The 20,468-nt window shown below is 60.9% G+C and carries 20 protein-coding genes; 15 read left to right on the forward strand and 5 right to left on the reverse strand.

Annotation, left to right across the window (positions count from 1 at the left end; translation table 11 throughout):
• The first annotated feature begins 16 nt into the window (after positions 1–16).
• Positions 17–2,017 carry a M1 family metallopeptidase gene (locus JK213_RS04525; RefSeq protein WP_194261198.1) on the forward strand — a complete coding sequence of 667 codons (2,001 nt, stop codon included), beginning with the start codon at positions 17–19 and terminating at the stop codon, positions 2,015–2,017.
• Between the two features lie 116 nt (positions 2,018–2,133).
• Here the strand turns inward: JK213_RS04525 and JK213_RS04530 are convergent, their stop codons facing one another.
• Positions 2,134–2,556 carry a flagellar biosynthesis regulator FlaF gene (locus JK213_RS04530; protein WP_194261199.1) on the reverse strand — a complete coding sequence of 141 codons (423 nt, stop codon included), beginning with the start codon at positions 2,554–2,556 and terminating at the stop codon, positions 2,134–2,136.
• A 134-nt stretch (positions 2,557–2,690) separates the two neighbouring features.
• Positions 2,691–4,259: a flagellin gene (locus JK213_RS04535; protein WP_194261200.1), complete on the reverse strand. Its 1,569-nt coding sequence runs from the start codon at positions 4,257–4,259 to the stop codon at positions 2,691–2,693.
• Positions 4,260–4,437: 178 nt separating this feature from the next.
• Here JK213_RS04535 and JK213_RS04540 point away from each other — a divergent pair, with 178 nt between their 5' ends.
• The 4 genes from JK213_RS04540 (at position 4,438) to JK213_RS04555 (ending at position 9,994) form a co-directional block, all read left to right on the forward strand.
• A complete protein-coding gene (locus tag JK213_RS04540) occupies positions 4,438–5,670 on the forward strand; it encodes a putative DNA modification/repair radical SAM protein (protein ID WP_194261201.1) in 1,233 nt (410 codons plus the stop codon).
• The gene (locus JK213_RS04545) at positions 5,667–7,151 is read left to right on the forward strand and encodes a UdgX family uracil-DNA binding protein (RefSeq protein WP_194261202.1); all 1,485 of its coding nucleotides are present in this window, start codon (positions 5,667–5,669) and stop codon (positions 7,149–7,151) included. The genes JK213_RS04540 and JK213_RS04545 overlap by 4 nt, the downstream gene beginning before the upstream one ends.
• A 162-nt stretch (positions 7,152–7,313) precedes the next feature.
• On the forward strand, positions 7,314–8,420 hold the full coding sequence (locus JK213_RS04550) for an HlyD family secretion protein (protein ID WP_062029973.1): 1,107 nt from the start codon (positions 7,314–7,316) through the stop codon (positions 8,418–8,420).
• Positions 8,417–9,994 carry a DHA2 family efflux MFS transporter permease subunit gene (locus JK213_RS04555; RefSeq protein WP_194261203.1) on the forward strand — a complete coding sequence of 526 codons (1,578 nt, stop codon included), beginning with the start codon at positions 8,417–8,419 and terminating at the stop codon, positions 9,992–9,994. Before JK213_RS04550 ends, JK213_RS04555 begins: the two co-directional genes overlap by 4 nt.
• Here the strand turns inward: JK213_RS04555 and JK213_RS04560 are convergent.
• Positions 9,988–10,656 (reverse strand): TetR/AcrR family transcriptional regulator, encoded by a 669-nt coding sequence (locus JK213_RS04560; protein ID WP_194261204.1) that lies wholly within the window; start codon positions 10,654–10,656, stop codon positions 9,988–9,990. The genes JK213_RS04555 and JK213_RS04560 overlap by 7 nt on opposite strands.
• Before the next feature lie 98 nt (positions 10,657–10,754).
• Here JK213_RS04560 and JK213_RS04565 point away from each other — a divergent pair, with 98 nt between their 5' ends.
• Complete coding sequence (locus JK213_RS04565) at positions 10,755–12,332, forward strand: efflux transporter outer membrane subunit (RefSeq protein WP_211571284.1); 1,578 nt, start codon at positions 10,755–10,757, stop codon at positions 12,330–12,332.
• Positions 12,333–12,396: 64 nt separating this feature from the next.
• Here JK213_RS04565 and fbaA read toward each other — a convergent pair whose 3' ends face one another.
• Positions 12,397–13,473 (reverse strand): class II fructose-bisphosphate aldolase, encoded by a 1,077-nt coding sequence (fbaA, locus tag JK213_RS04570; protein ID WP_211571285.1) that lies wholly within the window; start codon positions 13,471–13,473, stop codon positions 12,397–12,399.
• A 171-nt stretch (positions 13,474–13,644) separates the two neighbouring features.
• Here fbaA and JK213_RS04575 point away from each other — a divergent pair, with 171 nt between their 5' ends.
• From JK213_RS04575 to JK213_RS04600, 6 genes are all read left to right on the forward strand, one after another.
• Positions 13,645–14,415: a response regulator gene (locus JK213_RS04575; RefSeq protein ID WP_099285864.1), complete on the forward strand. Its 771-nt coding sequence runs from the start codon at positions 13,645–13,647 to the stop codon at positions 14,413–14,415.
• 20 nt (positions 14,416–14,435) lie between these two features.
• On the forward strand, positions 14,436–15,812 hold the full coding sequence (locus JK213_RS04580; protein WP_249200417.1) for an ATP-binding protein: 1,377 nt from the start codon (positions 14,436–14,438) through the stop codon (positions 15,810–15,812).
• Between the two features lie 117 nt (positions 15,813–15,929).
• The gene (locus JK213_RS04585; RefSeq protein ID WP_194261340.1) at positions 15,930–16,493 is read left to right on the forward strand and encodes a NifU family protein; all 564 of its coding nucleotides are present in this window, start codon (positions 15,930–15,932) and stop codon (positions 16,491–16,493) included.
• 3 nt (positions 16,494–16,496) lie between these two features.
• Positions 16,497–17,117, forward strand: coding sequence for a malonic semialdehyde reductase (locus tag JK213_RS04590; protein WP_194261207.1), 621 nt, complete (start codon positions 16,497–16,499; stop codon positions 17,115–17,117).
• The gene (tsaB, locus tag JK213_RS04595; protein WP_194261208.1) at positions 17,114–17,746 is read left to right on the forward strand and encodes a tRNA (adenosine(37)-N6)-threonylcarbamoyltransferase complex dimerization subunit type 1 TsaB; all 633 of its coding nucleotides are present in this window, start codon (positions 17,114–17,116) and stop codon (positions 17,744–17,746) included. Before JK213_RS04590 ends, tsaB begins: the two co-directional genes overlap by 4 nt.
• Positions 17,743–18,186, forward strand: coding sequence for a GNAT family N-acetyltransferase (locus JK213_RS04600; protein ID WP_322783011.1), 444 nt, complete (start codon positions 17,743–17,745; stop codon positions 18,184–18,186). Before tsaB ends, JK213_RS04600 begins: the two co-directional genes overlap by 4 nt.
• Here JK213_RS04600 and JK213_RS04605 read toward each other — a convergent pair.
• Positions 18,173–18,415 carry a sulfurtransferase TusA family protein gene (locus JK213_RS04605; RefSeq protein WP_194261209.1) on the reverse strand — a complete coding sequence of 81 codons (243 nt, stop codon included), beginning with the start codon at positions 18,413–18,415 and terminating at the stop codon, positions 18,173–18,175. The two genes, JK213_RS04600 and JK213_RS04605, sit on opposite strands and share 14 nt — an antisense overlap.
• Before the next feature lie 87 nt (positions 18,416–18,502).
• Here JK213_RS04605 and JK213_RS04610 point away from each other — a divergent pair, with 87 nt between their 5' ends.
• The 3 genes from JK213_RS04610 to JK213_RS04620 all read left to right on the forward strand — a co-directional run bounded on the left by JK213_RS04610 (position 18,503) and on the right by JK213_RS04620 (position 20,451).
• A complete protein-coding gene (locus JK213_RS04610) occupies positions 18,503–18,910 on the forward strand; it encodes a MucR family transcriptional regulator (protein WP_062029993.1) in 408 nt (135 codons plus the stop codon).
• A 105-nt stretch (positions 18,911–19,015) separates the two neighbouring features.
• Positions 19,016–19,549 (forward strand): Fur family transcriptional regulator, encoded by a 534-nt coding sequence (locus JK213_RS04615; protein ID WP_194261210.1) that lies wholly within the window; start codon positions 19,016–19,018, stop codon positions 19,547–19,549.
• Positions 19,550–19,620: 71 nt separating this feature from the next.
• Complete coding sequence (locus JK213_RS04620) at positions 19,621–20,451, forward strand: GNAT family N-acetyltransferase (protein WP_174694226.1); 831 nt, start codon at positions 19,621–19,623, stop codon at positions 20,449–20,451.
• Positions 20,452–20,468: the final 17 nt, after the last annotated feature.

Here is a 20,468-nt window from a genome sequence, read left to right on the forward strand (position 1 = left end):
GGAGGGCCCGCCCCGGATGTCTGTGCGCCTTTTTCTGCTTCCCCTGCTGGGAGTCGTACTCGTTCCCGCCGCCCTGCTGCCCGAGACCGTTGCTGCGAAAACTCTCGCTGACCCGGCCACCGTCTTCGCACCTCTGACCCTTCCCGACGCTCCGAACGTCTATCGCTCAGGGTCGGGGCTTCCGGGGCCGCAATACTGGCAGAACCGCACGGATTACGTCATTCATTCGCGGATCGACACGCAGGCCCATGTGCTGCACGGTTCCGAAATCGTGACCTACAGCAACAACAGCCCCGAGGCGCTGGATGTGTTGTGGCTCCAGCTTGACCAGAACATTTACCGCGCCGACACGCGCGCTGCTGTCGGCGCCATTCCCGGCAGCCACATGATGACGGGCGATCATACCGACGGCATGACGATCGAACACGTTTCGGTCGTGCAGGGTGGCCGTGAAGTGGAGGTCACGCCGCTGATTTCCGACACGCGGATGCAGCTCACGCTGCCCCGCACGATTGATCCGCATGGCGTGGCTTTCGTGAAAATCGACTGGCATTACACAATCCCCGGTCCGTGGGGCGGCCGTACCGCTGTTACGCCGACCCGCGAAGGCGACATCTATGAAGTCGCGCAGTGGTATCCGCGCCTGAGCGTCTATGATGACCGTCGGGGGTGGAACACGCTGCCCTATCTGGGGCAGGAATTTTTCCTCGAATATGGCAGCTTTGATTACAGCGTAACGGTGCCGTGGAACTACACGCTCGTAGGCTCCGGCGCGCTGCTCAACCCCGAACAGGTTCTCACCCCCGTCGAGCGGAACCGTCTTGCACAGGCCGCGCAGAGCGATGCGCGCGTCATGATCCGCACGCTCGATGACATCACCGATCCAAAAAGCCATCTGAAGCAGAGCGGCGAGGTCACCTGGCATTACGGGATGCGGAACACGCGCGATGTAGCCTTCGCGGCTTCGCCAGCCTTTGTTTGGGATGCCGCGCGTATCAACCTTCCGCCCATCGTGCCCTGGACGAACTATCATGCCGTTCCGAGGCTTGCGATGTCGGTCTATCCGCGGGAAGGGATCGGGCCGCATGGCTGGGATCGTTCAACGGATTACGTCAAACACGCCATCGAATATTTCTCGTCGCAGTGGTTCGAATACCCTTGGCCGAACGCCATCAATCTGGGCGGCCATGGTGCGGGCATGGAATATCCGGGCATCGTTTTTGACGGCATCAGTGACCGCGATCCGCAGCTTTTCTGGATCACGACGCACGAACTGGGTCATGGCTGGTTTCCGATGATCGTTGGTACGGACGAACGCCGTAACGCCTTCATGGATGAAGGCTTCAACACCTTCATCGACGTGTATGCGTCCGATCACTTCAATAATGGTGAGTTCGCTCCCAAGCGTGATTCCGAATTTGCGCCCAAAACCGGCAATCCCGCGCAGGATATCGTCCCAGTCCTGACTGACCCGGATGCACCGGTTCTTATGACGGCCGCCGATGGTGTGTCTGAAAAATATCGCCACAGCGTGACGTATTTCAAAGGCGCTTACGGCCTGAAACTGCTGCGCGAACAGATCCTCGGTCCGGTCCGATTTGACGCGGCATTCCGGCGCTATATTGCTGAATGGGCCTACAAACACCCGTCTCCGTCGGATTTCTTCCGCCTGATGAACAGCGAAGCGGGCGAAGATTTGGGATGGTTCTGGCGCGGTTGGTATTTCACCAATGCCGCCCCGGACTATGCACTGGGAACCGTCCATCACGACGCTGGAAAGCCCGCAACCGTACAGGTTCGTAACTACGGCGCGCTTCCGCTCCCGGTGGTTCTGCGCGCCGATTATGCGGACGGAAAATCGGAAGATCTCCGCATCCCGACGGAGGCCTGGCGCCAGAGCAGCGATATTGTGGTCTCGCTGCCGGTTCATGACGGCCTCAAGGCCGTGACGCTCGACCCCGATCACGTCATCCCGGATATTGACCGTTCGGATAACCGACTGGCCATGACGCCCTGAGGCCACCGGGGCACACGAGAATGTTCCGTGTGCCCCGGTATGAGAGCATGAAAAAAGGGCGTCCGGCTGAACCGGCGCCCTTTTTTAGTTGGGGGCTGCTTTGCGGTCGAAAACTCTCAGCCCACAAGTTCCAGAGAGGATTTCGCGGCCGAGTCGGCATAGGCCTGAGACGCGGACGGCGTCATGGCATAAGGCGCGGGTTCGGTGGACAGTCCTTCGATCATGTCGTTGTTGATATCGACGAGGGGTTGAAGGTCCTTCGGGGCATTAAAGGCCGCGTTGGAATAGCGCATGGACCAGGATCCGACCTTGAGAAGATCGTCGCGCAGAACGGCCGGAAGGGGGCAATCGACCCGCTCGACGCTGAGGGACAAAATGCTCCACAGCTTCAGATTGGCGGCCAGCGCCGCAACCTTCCTGTCATGATCCTTGGCCTGCGTCAGCAGCGTATTGACGTGTCGGAACGCCATGACCTCGACTTCCCGCGAAGACAGGTAGCTTCCGGACTGTTTCTGATACTGTGAGGCTGCATAGGTCACGACGGCAAACTCCTTTCGGAAAAGACTGTTTCAAAAGCCTCTGGGGGAGGAAGCAAGGGGCTTCTGAAGTAGTCCCGCGTATTGGCAGGGGGTCTGAAGGGTGCCGGATGAACCAGCACCCTTCAGAAACCTGATCAGCCGCGGAAGAGGCTGAGCAGGGTGGAAGACTGTGAGTTCGCAATCGAGAGCGACTGAACGGCAAGCTGCTGCTTCGTCTGAAGCGAGGTCAGCTTGGCGCTTTCGGCGGCCAGATCAGCGTCCGTCAGCGCGCCAACACCCGTCGTCAGGGCGTCGGACAGGCTGGACGTCGTGGTCTGGAGGTTGGAGATCGTCGTGCTGGAATAACCGATCGAAGACGCGGTGCGCGTTACGCTGGAGATCGCAGCCTGAACGACGGCGCTGACGACGGATGCACCGGTGACGGCTGTTGCAGTCTTGCCGGCACTCGCAGTATATACGCCGGCAGAAGTTGCAGTTCCAAGCGATGTGCTGGTTGCGTCAATAGAGTTGCCAGCGATGGTCAGGTTGTTATTAGAATCACGGGACACGCCGAAGCCCTGATATTCCATGGCTTGCGTCATCAGATCGACCTGCTTGACACTCTGGGCGCTCGATGTGCTGCCACCAGACAAGCTAGCTGCCGAAGACGTGTCAACGTCCGTCACAACTGTTTGCGTGGTGATATTTCCATTGGAATCAAAGGCAGTATTGGCTGTGTAAACAGAGTTTCCATTACCATCTTTCGACTGCACGAGGCTGTCGCCATTTGATAGGGAATAAGTGATCGATCCATCAGAAGCAGTTGTTTGAGATTTAATCGTGACCTTTGAAGCGGTTGTTGCCGCTAAGGTGCCGTCTGTTTTCAGTTTGAATGCGGCTGCATTATCTGTTGTGCTGAGAGCTGCTCCGACAAGGCCCAGAGCAGTTGTCTGTGTTGTGTCAGCGGTAGTTGTGGTCGTGCCGGCAGTGGTTGTGGTGGTTCCTCGAGCGTCAGCTACAAAATTGTAGGTAATTGACGGGTTCGTAGCCGTGGCTGTCGTGCTCGTATTTGCCGCCGTCGTGTTTTTAAGCTGAAGGACGCTCTGACTGGCATCGTTTGAGGTACTTGCGGCATCGCTTAGCGCATTTGCGCTTGTGTTTGACCCCAGAGCCAGCGAAGAACCGGACATTTCCATGCTCAGGTTGGACAGGCCGAGACCGGCGGAGGTTACGTTGAAGCCGTTCTGCGTGAAGGTGGAGCCCTGTGCGTCCATGGCGGTCGACAGGCTCGTATAGGTCGTGCCGTTGCCTGTCTGGCCTGAGAGCAGGTTTACGCCCTGGAACTTCGCGCCCGTAGCGGCGGAGTCGATGGAGGCCAGCGTCTTGGTGATGGCATCGTTCAGGGTCGAGTTGTCGACGCCTGTCGTGTTCGTGCCGATGGTGGTGGCGAGAGACTGAAGAGCGCTCGAAATGCTCGACAGGCCCGTCGTTGCCGTGTTCAGCACCTGAGCGGAGAACTGGAGGCCCGTGGAGACGCCCGACAGGGTCGAGATCTGGGCGGTCATGTTCTGGGCGATGGAGTACATCGCGGGATTGTCAGAGGCCGTGTTGACGGACTTGCCGGTGGAGACCGTGTTTTCGGTCTTGTTCAGGTCGGCCGTCGTCTGGTTCAGGCTCTGGAGTGCGGCCATTGCCGCGGTGTTCGTATTGATGGACAATGACATTGAATCTGTTCTCCGTCGGTGCAGGTTTGCGGCCTCAGGATAGGGGGGAGTGGTTAACGGAAGCTGAATCGGTTCCGTTAAAAAAAGTCCTTCAAAAATAACGGAAAACCGGGAAAAATTTGGTTAATTTCACGGTTTCTCTTGCGCTCCATACTCTGGAACGAAATAAGAACATAGTATGAAAAAAACACTCTCCCAGAGACTGGCGATTCTCTCCGATGCGGCGAAGTACGATGCCTCCTGCGCGTCGAGCGGTTCGACGCGGCGGGATTCCGCAAAAAGCGGGGGGATTGGGTCCACCACCGGGAACGGGATCTGTCATTCCTATACGCCGGACGGGCGGTGTGTGTCGCTGCTCAAGATCCTGCTGACCAATTTCTGCGTCTATGACTGTGCCTATTGCATCAACCGGTCGTCTTCGAATGTGGAGCGTGCGCGCTTTACGCCCGAAGAAGTCGTGTGGCTGACGCTGGAGTTTTATCGGCGCAACTGCATCGAGGGGCTGTTCCTGTCTTCGGGCATCATCCGCTCGTCCGATCGCACGATGGAGCAGCTTGTGCAGGTGGCGCGGGATCTGCGGCTGAAGCACGGGTTCCGGGGCTATATCCATCTCAAGACCATCCCTGATGCGGCGCCGCGCCTGCTGGAAGAAGCGGGGCGCTATGCGGATCGTCTCTCGATCAATGTGGAAATGCCGACCGTGGCCGGGCTGGAGCAGTATGCGCCGCAGAAAAAGGCGGGGGGTATCCGCCAGGCGATGGGGGAGATGCGGCTGAAGATCGACGCAGGCAAGGACCGCAGTCATACAGGCCGTCGGGCCGAACGGTTTTCGCCGGGTGGGCAGAGCACGCAGATGATCGTCGGTGCGGATGCAGCGTCCGATCAGGATGTGCTGGCCAGCAGCGCCAATCTTTACGGCTCTTACGGGCTGCGGCGCGTCTATTATTCCGCTTTCAGTCCTATTCCCGATGCGTCCGCCCTGCTGCCGGCGACAAGTCCGCCGCTTCAGCGCGAGCACAGGCTCTATCAGGCGGACTGGCTGTTCCGGTTCTATGGCTTTGCTTTTGGGGAGCTGACGGCCGGGCGTGCGGACGGGATGCTGGATCTGGATCTGGACCCCAAGCTGGCCTGGGCGCTGGATAACCGGGCGCTGTTTCCGCTGGATCTGAACCGGGCGCCGAAGGAAATGCTGCTGCGGGTGCCGGGGCTCGGGGTGAAGGCCGTGGCCGCCATTCTCAGGGCGCGGCGGCATCAGGCCGTACGGCTGGAGGATCTGGCGCGGCTGAACGTGTCCATCCGCAAGGTCCGGCCTTTTGTGCAGACGCCGGGCTGGAGCCCCGCCCGTCTGACCGACCGGCACGACCTGCGCAGTCTGTTCAGCCCCGCGCCCCAGCAGATGACTCTTTTGTGAATCGCTACGTCCTGACCCTTGAGGACAGCGCCGTGTTCGAGCCCTGGCGGGAGATGGCGCGCGCGGCGTTGCAGCGGGCGATTCCGCCCGAGGCTCTCGACTGGCGGATCAGGGGGGGCGAGACGGATCTGTTCGGGCAGCAGACCAATGACAGTGACGGCATGGGAGCGCTGACGGAGGGGCCGGTCCTGAAAAGCGTGACATTGCGCGCGTCCTGCATCGCGTTGCTGCGGGACATGCTGTGTCATTCCGATCCTGGCCGGTTCGCGCTCGCTTACCGGATCGCATGGCGCGTTCAGGGCAATCCGCATCTGCTGGATGTGGCGACCGACGCCGATATCGCGAAAGCACGGATCATGGTGCGGCAGAACCGGCAGGACTGTCACAAGATGATGGCCTTTGTCCGATTTCGCGAAGTGCCGGCGCAGGCGGAGGGAATGGGGCGGAGGCGGTTCATCGCCTGGTTCGAGCCGCAGCATCATATTCTCGAACGGATCGCGCCATTCTTCTCGAAGCGCTTTACGGACATGGACTGGATGATCCTGACCCCGCGCGGCTCCATCCGCTGGGACGGGAAGAATCTGGCCTATTCCGCCGAACCCTGCGAACAGCCGGAACTGGATGACGGGTTCGGGGATCTGTGGAACACTTATTATGCCTCTACGTTCAATCCCGCCCGCGTCCGCACGAAAGCCATGCGGCGTGAGATGCCGGGTCGTTACTGGAAAAACCTGCCCGAAACGCGCCTGATTCCGCAGCTTGTCTCCGGGGCGGAAGCGCGCGTTCGGACGATGGCCGAACAGGTGCCTCTGCCGGCTCCCGCCTTTCACGACCGGTTGCGCGCCCGTGACAGTCTTCCAGTCCAGCCGCTTTCGCATACGCCTGAAGATCTGGCGGCGAAAATCCGGACCTGCACTGCCTGTCCGCTGCACTGTGCGGCCACGCAGGCCGTCGTCGGGGAGGGGCCGGTTGGGGCGCGGATCATGGTCGTTGGCGAGCAGCCGGGCGATCAGGAGGATCTGGCGGGGCAGCCCTTTATTGGCCCGGCGGGACAGGTGTTGCAGGAGGCGCTGGAAAAGGTCGGGGTCGATCGCGGCACGCTGTATCTGACGAATGCGGTCAAGCATTTCCGTTTTCGTCTTCAGGGGCGCCGCCGCATCCATCAGAACCCGGATGAGGCGCATGTGGCGGCCTGTCGCCCCTGGCTGGAGCAGGAGATCGCGCTGGTCCGGCCCGAACTCATTGTCTCGCTGGGGGCTACGGCGCTGAAGGCGCTGGATGGTCCGGGCAGGGCGATGGCGGAGCGGCGTGGAACGCTCTGGACGGCGGGAGAGGGCGAAAATGCCGTCCGGCGTCTTGCGCTTGCCCACCCGTCCTGGCTGCTGCGGCTGGGGGACAGCGCGCAGGGAGAGATCGAGCGGGAGCGGTTCGAAGAGGGGCTCGCGCGTCTGCGGGATTTTTGCGGGCGTCCCGGCGCGTGAAGAACCGACAATTGGAAACGGATCAGTTTTTTTCCAGCTTGAAGCCCGCGAGACGATATGTCATGGATGACCGAACCGATCGGTCAGTACGAGGGTTTCAGGCCCTGCACAGTCAACCCGGTCACGATCTGACAGACCTGTTTTCAAAGCGAGAAAAACATTATGGCGCAAGGCGATCAGGCCGATCACGCGCAGGATGGCACGACATCCGACAAGAACGGAAAGCCGCAGAAAAAGCGCAATCCCCTTGTCCGGATCGCGTTGATCCTGCTGGTGGTTCTGGTTCTCGTGGGTATCGGGGCCTATCTTTTCCTGACCCGCAACAATATCGAGACGGATGACGCCTACACGGCCGGTCGCAAGATCGCCATAGCCCCTCACGTCAACGGGTACGTTACGCAGCTTCTGGTGAACGATAACCAGTTCGTCCACGCCGGTGACCTGCTCGTGAGAATCGATAGCCGGGACTATGCCGCTTCCCTGAACAAGGCCGAAGCCGCCGTGTCTCAGGCGAAGGCCAATATTGACGCCTATCAGCTCATGCTGGCCGTGGCGCACAAGAACTTCCCCGGACAGCTCGTCACGGCGCAGGGCAACCTCGCTGCTGTTCAGGCGGAACTCATCAAGGCTGAAGCCGATTACCGTCGCCAGCGTTCGGTGGCCCGTGCTGCCACGTCGCAGCAGGATATCGACTATGCCCGTGCTGCGCTGGACCAGGCGAAGGCCCGCGTCCTTCAGGCCCAGGGTCAGCTCACGCAGGCTGAGCCGGTCAAGGAAAACGTGGCCAGTGCCGATGCCCGCGTCACGCAGGAACAGGCCTCCCTTGCATCCGCCAATGCAGAGCTGACGCAGGCTCGCCTGAACCTCGAATGGACGGAAGTGCGCGCCCCGCATGATGGCTGGATTTCCCAGCGTAACGTCGAGCGCGGCGATTACATGCAGGTCGGGCAGGAGATGTTCTCCATCGTCGAGCCGGAAGTCTGGATCGTGGCGAACTACAAGGAAACGCAGCTCACCCACATGCGTCCCGGGCAGAAGGTGGATATCGACGTCGATGCCTACCCGCAGCTCAAACTGCATGGCCATGTGGATTCCATCCAGCTTGGCTCGGGTGAATCCTTCAGCGCCTTCCCTCCTGAAAACGCGACCGGAAACTTCGTGAAAACGGTCCAGCGCATCCCGGTCAAGATCGTGGTGGACAGTGGACTTGATCCGAACCTTCCGCTGGCCCTTGGCCTGTCTGTCGAGCCGACGGTTTATGTGAAATGAGTGATACTGCCGGGCATCAGGACTGGAAACCCAGTCACAATCCGTGGCTTGTGGCCGTCACGGTCACGCTGGCGGCCTTTATGGAGGTGCTGGACACCACCATCGTCAACGTGGCGCTGCCGCATATCGCGGGATCGCTCGGCAGTTCGTATGATGACGCCACCTGGGCGCTGACGTCCTATCTGGTGGCGAACGGCATCGTGCTGACGATTTCAGGCTGGCTGTCGCGGTTCTTTGGCCGCAAACGCTACTTCCTGATCTGCATCACGATGTTCACCGTCTCGTCCTTCCTGTGCGGACTGGCCACATCGCTGCCGATGCTGGTGGTGTTCCGGCTCATGCAGGGCTTCTTCGGGGGCGGCCTGCAACCCAGCCAGCAGTCCATCATTCTCGACACGTTCCCGCCTGAAAAGCGCGGGGCAGCGTTCGGCCTGACGGCCATCGCCACCATCGTCGGCCCGGTTCTGGGGCCGATGCTGGGCGGCTATCTGACCGATAATTTCTCCTGGCGCTGGATTTTCTTCGTCAACGTGCCCTTCGGCATCCTGACGGTGATGGCCGTGACGGCTTTCGTCGAAGATCCGCCATGGGAACGCATGAAACGCGAGAAGGTAGACGTGATCGGCATCAGTCTGATCACGCTCGGCCTCGGCTGTCTCGAAGTCATGTGCGATCGTGGTGAGGATGACGACTGGTTCGGTTCGCCCTTCATCGTGACCATGGCCGTGCTGGGTGTGATCGGCGTCCTCGGGGCCATTGTGTGGCTGTGCTATGCGAAGAACCCGCTGGTTCGCCTGTCGGTCTTCAAGGACCGCAACTTCGCGGTCGGGACGTTCCTGATTTCGATGGTCGGTGCGACGCTCTATGCCTCGGCGATTGTCGTGCCGCAGTTTGCCCAGCAGGTGCTCGACTATACCGCGACCACTTCGGGTCTGCTTCTGGCGCCGGGCGGCGTTGCGGTGATCTGTCTGATCCCGATCGTGGGCATCCTGATGAAGTTCATCCAGATGCGCTATCTCATCGCGTTCGGGTTTTTCGCCATGGGCATGGCCATGTTTCAGGCCTCGAACCTCTACGCCGCGATCGATTTCAGGCATCTGATGCTCTACCGTATCAGCCAGACGGCCTCACTGGCGTTCCTGTTCGTACCGATTTCGACGATCGCGTACTCGACCCTGCCGCGCGAACTGAATGCCGATGCGTCGGCCCTGTTCTCGATGGCCCGGAACTATGTCGGCTCCCTCGCCATTTCTCTGGCGACGGCGGCGATCATTGAGACCCGGCAGCGCCATCAGACCTATGTCACGGACAACATGACGGCGGCCAATCCGGGGCTTAATTCCTATATCGCCAATGCCCAGAAGGTCGCGGAGGCCCACGGGTTCCCAGCCGCGCAGGCACATCAGTTCGCCCTCTACCGGACCTTTCAGGAGTTTACCTCTCAGGTCGCCATGCTGGCTTATAATGAGGTCTTCTGCTGGATTGGCGTGATTGCGCTGTTCGTGGTGCCGCTGTGCTTCCTGCTGTCTCCCAACGGCAAGAAGGCGGCTCAGGCTTCAGGCGGCGGTCACTGATGGCGCGGTTCGTAGATCTTCAGGAAGCTGTCAGCGGTAAAGGCGGCGAATTCCGCGATGGCGGCATTGCTATCATCGACCGGCAGTCCGAAGCGTCGATGCTGGATGATGCGGGCCTGACACATGAGCATGAACTGCTCGGCCGAGAGGCTCGGATCGGCTATCTCCAGTTCCCCAAGGGTCACGCTGCGCGCAAGATATTCCGTCAGGTTGCTGAGCGTCCGGCCAAAACCGTAGCGCCAGAACGTATCGGCCAGATGGGGAAATTTTTCGACTTCGCTGACGATGATGCGATGCAGTCCCAGCGCCATCGGCGAAATCAGCAGATGAACCGTCATGTCTGCAAAGCGGATCAACGTCACGCGGATGGATTGTTCACTGCCGTGCGACAGCGCTTCGATGGGCGCCAGATGGCAGCGGGCCTGTTCCTCGAAGAACGCGGAAAACAGGGACGCCTTGCCATCGAAATGGTTGTAGAGCGTTCCCTTGGACACGCCGGCCATCTGCGCGATGCGGGACATGGACGCGCCTTCGTAGCCGTCCGCCAGAAAGATCGTTCCGGCGCCCTTCAGAATCTGTTCGCGCTTGGCGTTTCCCGCAGGATCGGTGTTGGTCGATCCGTCGGGAGTGTCCATGTGGCCGTCGTCCGTGATGCCCGTCATGTGAGCGAAAAATCCTTCTGTCCGTCAGGTCGTCTCTCTAACATGCTGACCGAACCGGTCGGTCACTGCAAGATCATTTCCGCTTCAGGAGTTTCTTTGTGAGCGCAGCCTTCACTTCCCGCGCGCTGCTTTGCGGCTGCGCCCTATTCACCCTGTCCGGCTGCCTCATGGTGGGGCCTGAATATCACGCGCCCAAACCCTGGTCGCCCGCCCACTATACGGACCATATGGCGGGTGCGCCCGACAGCATCATCAGCGAGATGAAGGCCGACAGCCGCTGGTGGCAGGTTTTTCACGATCCTGAGCTGACGTCGCTGGAAGCCCGTCTGGTCAATCAGAACCTGTCCTTCCGCCTTGCGACCGCCAATCTGGCGCAGAGCCGCGCGCAGCTCATCATGGCGGGGGCCGAGCGCTTCCCGGCCCTGAGCGCCTCGGGTTCATATCAGCGCAGCCAGTACAGCACCAAGGAAATGCAGGAGATCATCAGCCGGGTGGGCGGCAATATCGCGAAGTCCGCGGGGAACACCGCCGGAGCTTCGGTCGGTCCGCTGCTTCAGGGCGCGGCCGATGGTGCCACGGTTCCGCTGCTGAACCAGTGGCGCAGTGCGATTGATGCGACCTATGAAATCGACCTGTGGGGCCGTGTTGCGCACCAATATGACGCCGCCAAGGCCGATCTTCAGGCGACGGACGAGGAGCGCCGTTCCATTCTCATCGCCCAGCAGGCCGACATGGCACGGGGTTATATGGGCCTGCGTGGCGACCAGCAGCGCCTGAAGATCCTGCGTGACAATCTGCGGATTCTCACGCAGATCACTTCCATTGCGCAGGAGCGCTATCATGGCGGTCTGGTGACGGAGCTGGATGTAGACTCCGCTCAGGGCCGTCTGCATGACATGCAGGGTCAGGAAGCGCAGCTCGAACAGGCTGTAGCGCAGGAAGAGAACGCGCTTGCGCTGCTTCTGGGCGCCCCTCCGGGCAGCCTGAATGCCGAGCTGGACAAGAACGCCGGCGTGCCGGTCGTCCCGCCTGTGGTGCCCGTTGGTATTCCGTCCGAACTGGCCCAGCGCCGTCCGGATATCCGCGAGGCCGAGGCCCATCTGCGTGGTGCGGTGGCCGAGGTGGGCGAGGCCACGGCGGATTTCTATCCGAAGGTCACGATCAACGCCGATTTCGGGTTCCAGACCCTGTCGTTCCGCGATCTGGGGTTCTGGAATGCGCGCGCCTGGAATGTCGGCCCGTCCATTTCACTTCCGATCTTTCAGGGTGGACGCCTGTACGGTCAGCTCGAGTTGAAGAAATACGCCCAGAAGGCGGCGGCGATTTCCTATCAGCAGACCGTCATCAAGGCCTGGCATGACGTGGACAATGCGCTGATCGCGTATCGGGACGAACAGCTCCATCGTCAGGGCCTTCAGGCGGCTGTCAACGATAACACCCATGCGCTCATGCTGGCCCAGAGCCAGTATCGCAGTGGCCTGACGAACTATCTGAACGTCCTGAACGCGCAGTCACAGCTTCAGTCCGCCCAGCTTGACCTCGTCAGCAGTGACGCCACGCTGGCGACCAACCTTACGCGTCTTTACAATGCGCTCGGCGGGGGCTGGGAAGACGCTCTTCCCAACAACCCGGACGTTGCGAAAGCACAGCTTGCCTCCGCAACGCCCGGTCCCTGAGCGGAAAGCTCTTGAACGGGAGGCTTAGGTCTCCCGCAAGCCGGTCCCGTCAGGCCCTTATCCGTTAGGCTTTGTGTGCGACGGACCGGCCTTTCGAGCCCAGAATCTCGAAGGCTTCGTCCAGTCGGCCGACGATGGATTTCTCGCCCACGCGCAGCCATTTGCGCGGATCGTAGAGGGACTTCATCGGCTTGTCGGTGCTGGGGTCGATCTGGTGCTGGAACGCGACCGGATGCTCCAGAACATAGTGGCCCACGCCCTGTGCGAACGCGAACTGGATGTCGGTATCGAGGTTCATCTTGAACACGCCGTAGGAAACCGCGGCATCGATTTCCGCAAGCGTCGAGCCTGAACCGCCGTGGAACACCAGTGGCAGCGGCTTGGGACCGCTTTGCGTGGCCTGTTCGACCGCTTCCTGCGAGTTCTTCAGGATCTCCGGGCGAAGCTGCACATTGCCCGGTTTGTAAACGCCATGCACGTTGCCGAAAGACGCGGCAATCGACACGGTGCCAATCGGGGAGAGCAGGTTCCACGCTTTCAGAACATCTTCGGGCTGCGTGTAGAGATGGGCGTTGTCCGCACCGTCTTCGAGGTCATGACCAACGCCATCTTCCTCGCCGCCAGTCACGCCCAGTTCGATTTCCAGTCCCATTCCCAGAGGGGCAAGCCGCTTGAGCATTGCGACTGACGTCGCAAGGTTCTCTTCAAGAGGTTCTGCGGACAGATCGAGCATGTGGGACGTAAACAGCGGCTTGCCGGTCGTCCGGAACTCTTCCTCGCTCAGGGTGATGAGGTCGTCGAGCCAGGGGATCAGCTTGCGGTCGGCATGATCGGTATGGAGAATGACGGCGATGCCGTATTCCTTCGCCAGAAGATGGACGTGGCGTGCCATCGAGGCCGCGCCGAGCACGCGGGCGCGATGGGCGTCGGGCAGGCCCTCTCCGGCATAAAAGCGCGCGCCACCATTCGAAACCTGAATGACGACGTCCGATCCGTTCCGGGCCGCTGCTTCCAGAACGGCATTGACGCTGTCGGTGCCGACGACATTGATGGCGGGAAGGGCATAGCCCCCTTCATGGCAGGCCTTGATAAGGGCCGTATAACTGGCGCCACTGACGACGCCGGGTGAAACTCTTGACATTGGCGGCTCCAACTGAACGCATGAAACAGGCCAGCAAAACGGGTGCGGCTGTAATGCGTTGTACTGTACGATGCCAATCGGTTTTCGTCATGAGCCTTCAAATCACTGAAAGATTTATTGTCAGGATTTGTCGCTTGTGATGCCCGCCCTGTGGAGACTATGGAAAAAGACATGGTGCCAAATCTTTCCGACCCAGATCTTCCCGCCCGTATCCTCGTCGTCGAAGATGACGCCGGAATGCGGACCCTCATCCTCCGTGCCCTTCAGGGCGGCGGCTTCCGCGCACGGGGTGTTGCCTGTGGGGAGGAGATGTGGGCCGCGCTTGAAGTCGCACCTGTCGATCTCATCATCATGGATATCATGCTGCCGGGCAAAAGCGGCATCGAACTGTGCCGTGCCCTTCGCAGCGGACAGGGTGCCCAGCACGAAAACGAGACGCCCCCCGCTCAGGTGCCGATCATCATGGTCTCCGCGCGGGGCGAAGAGCGCGATCGCGTCACCGGTCTCGAATCGGGGGCGGATGATTACGTCCCCAAGCCGTTCGGACAGCGCGAGCTTCTCGCGCGTGTGCGGGCCGTGCTGCGTCGTGGCATCGCCACCACCGGAGCTCCGCAGGAGCGTGTTCGCCGCGAGACGCTGCGTTTTGCGGGCTGGACGCTCGATTTGCGCCGCCGCGAACTGACCGATCCGTCGGGCGCGACCGTCGATATTTCCGGCGCGGAACATGACCTACTGACCAGCTTTCTGGACAATCCGCAGCGCGTCATTGCCCGCGACCGTCTGCTGGAACTGTCGCGCACCCGTTTGGGGGATGTGTCGGACCGGAGCATCGATGTTCTCGTCAGCCGCTTGCGCCGCAAGCTGGGCTCGGACGCCGACCAACTCATCCGGACCGTGCGCGGCCTTGGATACATCTTCGTGGCAGAGGTTGAACGGGTCTGAACATTCAGAATCGCATCCTGCTGTGGCCGCTGGGGCTGGTCGGGCGCGTCTGCGTTGTACTGACCGTCGCAGTGACACTGGTGTTTCTGACGAACGCCATTTTCTACGGTCAGGCTGAAACCTATATCGTCGATGACGTGCGTATCGCCCAGCTTGGCGAGGCGCTGAGCACGGATCTGCGGGTGCTGGCTGCGGCACCTGTCAGCCAGAGATCGTTTCTGGCTGTTATGCTCTCGGGCAGCGAACTCAGCGTGGCCTGGCAGCCAGCCTCCATCGCCCCCGTATTGCCGGGACATCCCCCCGTCGCGCTCACACAGCTCGTCCGGCGTCTGAAAGCGGACGATCCCATTCTTGAACAGGCCCATCTGGACCTCTATACGCTGGGGCCGGGGAGTGCGGACGTGCTGGGGTCCCAGCGTCTGCCGGATGGAAGCTACATTCATTTCCGGGTGCCGGGGATGCTCGGTCATCACCGTGTCACGCGTGGTCTGGCCTCGGCAGCGATTGCGGCTGGAGCGGTCGCCATTGCCGCGACCATGCTGATCCGCGGCCTCAGTATGCCGCTGCGCGCGCTCGTTTCAGTTGCAGACCGCATCGGCTCCAGCGAAAAATGGGTACCGCTGGCTGAGCGCGGGCCACCAGAAGTCCGCCATCTCGCCCGTGCCATCAATGCGATGCAGGAGCGCATCCAGAGCCTTATCAACGACAGAACGCAGGCTCTGGCGGCGGTTTCGCACGATCTGCGAACGCCCCTGACGCGCCTGCGCCTGCGGTGCGGCTTTCTCAATGACGGCGAAGCACAGGCCGCCATAGAGGCCGATCTGGACGAGATGGAAGCCATGGTGAACGGCATCCTCGCCTATCTGGCGGGGGCCGACGATCCTGAAGTCCCCCGCACCATCAATATCGTTGCGACGCTCGAAACCCTCGTGGACGACCATGTGGATCGTGGCCATGAGGCCCATTACGAAGGGCCGGACCGCGCACTGGTCCATGTCCGTCCGCTCGCCATGAAGCGCGTCCTGTCGAACCTGATCGAAAACGCCATCAACTATGGCGGCAACGTCCTCGCCACGCTCCGCACCCGCGAGGATGGCGCGCTGGAAATCGCCATCAGCGACAGCGGCCCCGGAATCCCTGAAAGCGAATATGAACGTGTGATCGCCCCCTTCTATCGTCTGGAAAGCTCACGCTCGCGGGCCACGGGGGGAATCGGGCTGGGTCTGGCCATCGTGCAGCGCGAAATCTCGCGCGAGGGCGGGACTCTGGTGCTTGGACGCGGAGATGCCTCGAAAGGCTATGGCGGGCTGTGCGCGACCATCATCCTGCCGAAGGGACTCCCGTCTCCATCAAGGAAAAATGAGGGAAAAGGCGAGGGGCAGGGCGAACAGGTCTGAACGGGCGTGTTCCAGCGTTAAAAACACGCGAAGTCGGACCAATGCAGTCCCGACACTTGCACCTTGAGGCGAAGTGGCACATGTCAGGGCGGACTGGAACGCAAGGACATGACCACGATGTTCATCGAGACCGAAGACACTCCCAATCCCGCTACCCTGAAATTCCTGCCCGGCCGCAGCGTGACCGGCGATGCCCGTCCCGTCGATTTCGGCGATGCCGATGTCGCTGCCGGACGCTCCGAACTGGCGACCGCGCTGTTCGGGCAGCCAAATGTGCGCCGCGTCTTCCTTGGCGGCGATTTCGTCTCCGTCACGAAGTCCGACGACATCAGCTGGGGCGACCTTAAGCCCGTCGTGCTCGGCACGATCACGACGTTTTTCGAAAGCGGCCGCCCGGTCCTCTCGGGAACGCAGTCCGCTCCGGAACATGATGTTGCGCCCGAAGACGCCGAAGTTGTCAGCCGCATTCAGGACCTGCTCGACACGCGCGTTCGCCCTGCCGTGGCCGGTGACGGCGGCGACATCGCGTTCCGTGGCTACAAAGATGGCGTGGTCTATCTGGCTATGCAGGGCGCCTGCTCCGGCTGCCCGTCTTCGCGTGCGACCCTGAAGCACGGCGTCGAGAACATGCTGCGGCATTATGTTCCCGAAGTCGCTTCGGTCGAACAGGTCGAGGACTGAACCATGGACGGCCAGACAGCCCCTGATTGCGCTCCGGTTCCGGGTGCGGAAGCCCTGTTCACGCAGGCCCGGACGCCGCGCAGCTTCTCGCCGCGCCCGGTCGGGGAAGATGTCCTGCGCCGTCTGTACGATCTGGTGAAGCTGGGGCCGACCTCCGGCAACTGCTCGCCGGGTCGCTTCGTTTTCCTGACGACACAGGACGCCCGCGAGCGCATCCGCCCCGCGCTATCGCCGGGAAACGTATCTCGCGCCATGGCGGCCCCGGTTCTGGCCGTCGTGTGCCATGATCCGCTATTTTTTGAAGCGCTGCCCCGTCTGAACCCGCAGGAGGGCCTGCGCGACTGGTTTGCCGCTGATGTGGGTTTGTCTGACGAGACAGCCTTTCGCAACGGTACGCTCGAAGGTGCCTATCTCATCATGGCCGCCCGGATGCTGGGCCTGTCCGCCATGCCGATGTCCGGCTTTGACTGCTTCATGGTCGAGGACACGCTGCTGAACGCCACCGGCTGGCGCGTGAACTTCCTTGTCGGGCTTGGCTATCCGGCGGAAAACGAACCCGCCCCCGACCATGCCGAGCCGCGTGCGCCCCGTCTGGACTTCGGAGAAGCCTGTCTGTGTCTGTGACGGGGTCTTCACGGACGGTCGTTTTCAATGGAGCCGGGGCAGGGGCCGGTCTGACCAGTCTGGTGGCTCTGGTTGAGGATGATCGGGTTGTTGCGGAAAAATTGATGGCCGGACGCGGCGCTTCCGAGCATTTCGCTCCCGCCATCCGCGACCTTTTGGCACAGAACGACTGGACCACGGCCCCTGATCGTGTTGTGGCCGTTCTCGGTCCGGGATCCTTCACCGGACTGCGCTCGTCCCTGTCACTGGCTGCAGGTCTGGCGGCAGGCTGGAACTGCCCCACGATCGGCGTCACGCTGGGTGAGGCGATCCGCGCCACCCTCAGTCGTCCGGACGCTGTCTGCGTTAGCATTGCGCGTCGGGGGCGGGTGTTCGTGGACCCGCCGCACGGGCCCGTCACGGCCAGCCAGACGGTTGATCTCGATCCCGCGGACTGGGTCTGCGTGACGGGCGATGCCGTGTCCGAAAAATCGGACTGGCTGTGTCCCGTGCTGTCCTGCGAGGCTCCGACCGCTCTGGGCATCGTTCAGGCTGCACAGGGCGTTTCTCCCGGTCCCTTGATGCCGCTTTATGTCGATCCGCCCGAAGCCAAGCCGCCCGCAGCCGGTCTGAGGCCCTTGCCCCTGTGAGCAGTCCGGAACCGGCGTTTGAGCTGCGGACGATGGGGATCGAATGTGCGCCGCTTCTGGCGGAGCTTCATGAAGCCGCATTTCATGGCGGAGAAGTCTGGAGTGCGGCGTCCTTTATTGATTTACTATCCATGCAGGGAACGGAAGTCGTCATTGCGCTGATCGACAATAGTCCTGCCGGTTTCATTCTCTCGCGCACAGTTCTGGATGAAACGGAAATCCTGACACTTGCAGTTCATCCATATTTTCGCCGCAGAGGTGTCGGAAGGTCTTTGGTGCAGGCCATCCTGCCCAAAGGACAAGTATTTCTGGAAGTAGCAGTCTGTAACAATCCGGCTGCTGCACTGTATGAAAAATGCGGTTTTGTAAAAGCCGGCCTGCGTCGCGGCTATTACAGGGACGGAAGTGACGCGCAGGTCCTTGTTTCTAGCGCCTTTTGATACTCAGGCAGTAAAGATCTGCCCTGTCTGGAACAGGCGAATCAGCCAGAATTGTATGACCCAGTGCCTGCACTGATGCCCGGACGTTCTTGCGTGTTTCTGTTCCATGGAGCCACACGTCAAGTCTCTGTCCCGAAGTCATGGCATCGAGTTTGGCCCGAACATATACAGTCGTCATGGGGCATTTTTTCTCTGTTATATCTATGAAGAATATTTCATTTTCTGTCACAGTCTCGTTTCTTTCTTTTTATGCTTGAACGAAGCAATTTATGACTGCTACATGCTCACTCGCTCAAGGATGAAGGACTTATCTAATATGTCGCAAGAGACAAATGCTCCCGAACTGCATCAGCTGACTGCGCAGATCGTCACGGCCTATGTATCAAACAACGATATTCCGGCTGACGCTCTTCCGGCCCTGATCCGGTCCGTTCATGACTCTCTTGCAACGGTGAACGTTCCGGAAGAGGCTCCTGCCGAGAAGCTGGTCCCGGCCGTTTCGCCGCGCAAGTCGGTTTTCCCGGACTACATCATCTGCCTTGAAGACGGAAAGAAGCTGAAGCTGCTGCGCCGTCACCTCAAGACAGCCTACAACATGACGCCGCAGGAATATCGCGAGCGCTGGGGTCTGCCGCCGGAATACCCGATGGTTGCTCCGAACTACGCGAACCACCGCTCTTCGCTGGCCCGCAAGATCGGCCTCGGCCGTCGTCGCGAAGACTGAGAGCCTCGTTTCCCTGTCGCCGGTTTCTTCATCCCGGCGACAGGGAAAATCCCGACAGGCTCCATAAAGTGGACAACACGCCTGTTTTTCGGCTAGGCCGCAGATATGGTCGCAGATACGAAAACCGCTGAGAGACGCAGCAGCCCCGGGAATCGGAAGGCTTCCTCTTCCCCCGTGCCGGATGATTCGCACATTGCCCGCCTGTGTGTGGAAAGCGGTCTGAAAATGACCGGCCAGAGACGTGTCATCGCACATGTCCTGTCGATTGCTGACGATCACCCTGACGTCGAAGAACTCTATCGCCGTGCCTCCGAGATCGACAGCCGCATCTCCGTGGCGACCGTCTATCGCACGGTGCGTCTCCTTGAAGAGAAAGGCATACTCGAACGTCGCGATTTCGGCGGCGGACGGGCACGCTACGAAGCCAGCGACGCCGGCAACCATTACCACCTGATCGACGTCGATAGCGGCCGTGTCATTGAATTCGAGGACGACGAACCGGTCCGTCTTCTGGAGCAGCTGGCTCAGCGTCTGGGATTTGACCTCGTCTCCCATCGCATCGAGCTGTTCGGCCGTCGTGCCGAGCCCGAAAACAGGAAAAAATCTCCTCCCGAAAACAGGAACAAGAGCGGATCATGACCACCAAACTGGATGGCACTCCCATTTCCGCTCCGCATACGCTGGCCAGCAGCGAAGAAACCCTGCGTCAGATGGAGACACTCTCCACCCTCTCCCTGAACCGCGAAGGCGGGTTTCAGGAACTGCGCGGTGGCACGCTGGGGGTACGCATCGCCGAGACGGAAGAGGAGCGCGACGCTGCTCAGGCCCTGCGCTATCGCGTCTTCTTTGAAGAACTCGGCGCCCATCCTGACGAGCGCGCCTTCCGCACCAAGCGTGACGTCGATGAATTTGACGAAGCTGCCGATCACCTTCTGGTTATTGACCATGACAAGGGCCCGGGTGCCGCCGGTGTCGTCGGAACCTATCGTCTGCTGCGCTCGGATGCCGCGGAGAAGGTCGGGCGTTTCTACACGTCCTCCGAATACGACATCTCAACCCTGACGGAATTTCCCGGACGCCTGCTTGAAGTTGGCCGCTCCTGCGTGGCGAAGGAATATCGCGGCCGTTCCGCCATGCAGCTTCTGTGGCGCGGTATTGCGTCCTACATCTTCCTGCACCGGATCGACGTGCTGTTCGGGTGCGGCAGTCTGCCGGGGACCGACCCGGATGCTCTGGCCGACCAGCTCACCTACATGCATCACAACCATCTGGCTCCCCCGGCCCTGCGCATTCGCGCGCTGCCGGACCGTTATGTGGAAATGCAGCGTACCGATCCGCATGTGCTGGACTACCGCGCCTGCCTCAACAAGCTGCCGCCGCTGATCAAGGGCTATCTGCGTCTGGGCGGATATGTCGGTGATGGGGCCGTGGTGGACGAGCAGTTCAACACCACGGATGTCGCCGTTCTGGTGAAAAGCGAACTTCTGGCGGACAAGTATTACCGCCATTACGAACGCCGTCTGCGCGACGCCCTCGACTGACAGTCTGCCTCACAGCC

The sequence above is a fragment of the Gluconobacter sp. Dm-44 genome, from assembly GCF_018256175.1.
GTDB classification, from domain to species: Bacteria; Pseudomonadota; Alphaproteobacteria; order Acetobacterales; family Acetobacteraceae; genus Gluconobacter; species Gluconobacter cadivus.

What these genes read in the sequence shown, in the direction of transcription:
- JK213_RS04555 (WP_194261203.1), top strand. Translation starts at nt 8,417, where the DNA reads ATGAGTGATACTGCCGGGCATCAGGACTGGAAACCCAGTCACAATCCG.
- JK213_RS04610 (WP_062029993.1), top strand. Translation starts at nt 18,503, where the DNA reads ATGTCGCAAGAGACAAATGCTCCCGAACTGCATCAGCTGACTGCGCAG.
- JK213_RS04525 (WP_194261198.1), top strand. Translation starts at nt 17, where the DNA reads ATGTCTGTGCGCCTTTTTCTGCTTCCCCTGCTGGGAGTCGTACTCGTT.
- JK213_RS04620 (WP_174694226.1), top strand. Translation starts at nt 19,621, where the DNA reads ATGGAGACACTCTCCACCCTCTCCCTGAACCGCGAAGGCGGGTTTCAG.
- JK213_RS04550 (WP_062029973.1), top strand. Translation starts at nt 7,314, where the DNA reads ATGGCGCAAGGCGATCAGGCCGATCACGCGCAGGATGGCACGACATCC.
- JK213_RS04585 (WP_194261340.1), top strand. Translation starts at nt 15,930, where the DNA reads ATGTTCATCGAGACCGAAGACACTCCCAATCCCGCTACCCTGAAATTC.
- JK213_RS04615 (WP_194261210.1), top strand. Translation starts at nt 19,016, where the DNA reads ATGGTCGCAGATACGAAAACCGCTGAGAGACGCAGCAGCCCCGGGAAT.
- JK213_RS04540 (WP_194261201.1), top strand. Translation starts at nt 4,438, where the DNA reads ATGAAAAAAACACTCTCCCAGAGACTGGCGATTCTCTCCGATGCGGCG.
- JK213_RS04560 (WP_194261204.1), bottom strand. Translation starts at nt 10,656, where the DNA reads ATGACGGGCATCACGGACGACGGCCACATGGACACTCCCGACGGATCG.
- JK213_RS04535 (WP_194261200.1), bottom strand. Translation starts at nt 4,259, where the DNA reads ATGTCATTGTCCATCAATACGAACACCGCGGCAATGGCCGCACTCCAG.
- JK213_RS04575 (WP_099285864.1), top strand. Translation starts at nt 13,645, where the DNA reads ATGGTGCCAAATCTTTCCGACCCAGATCTTCCCGCCCGTATCCTCGTC.
- fbaA (WP_211571285.1), bottom strand. Translation starts at nt 13,473, where the DNA reads ATGTCAAGAGTTTCACCCGGCGTCGTCAGTGGCGCCAGTTATACGGCC.
- JK213_RS04590 (WP_194261207.1), top strand. Translation starts at nt 16,497, where the DNA reads ATGGACGGCCAGACAGCCCCTGATTGCGCTCCGGTTCCGGGTGCGGAA.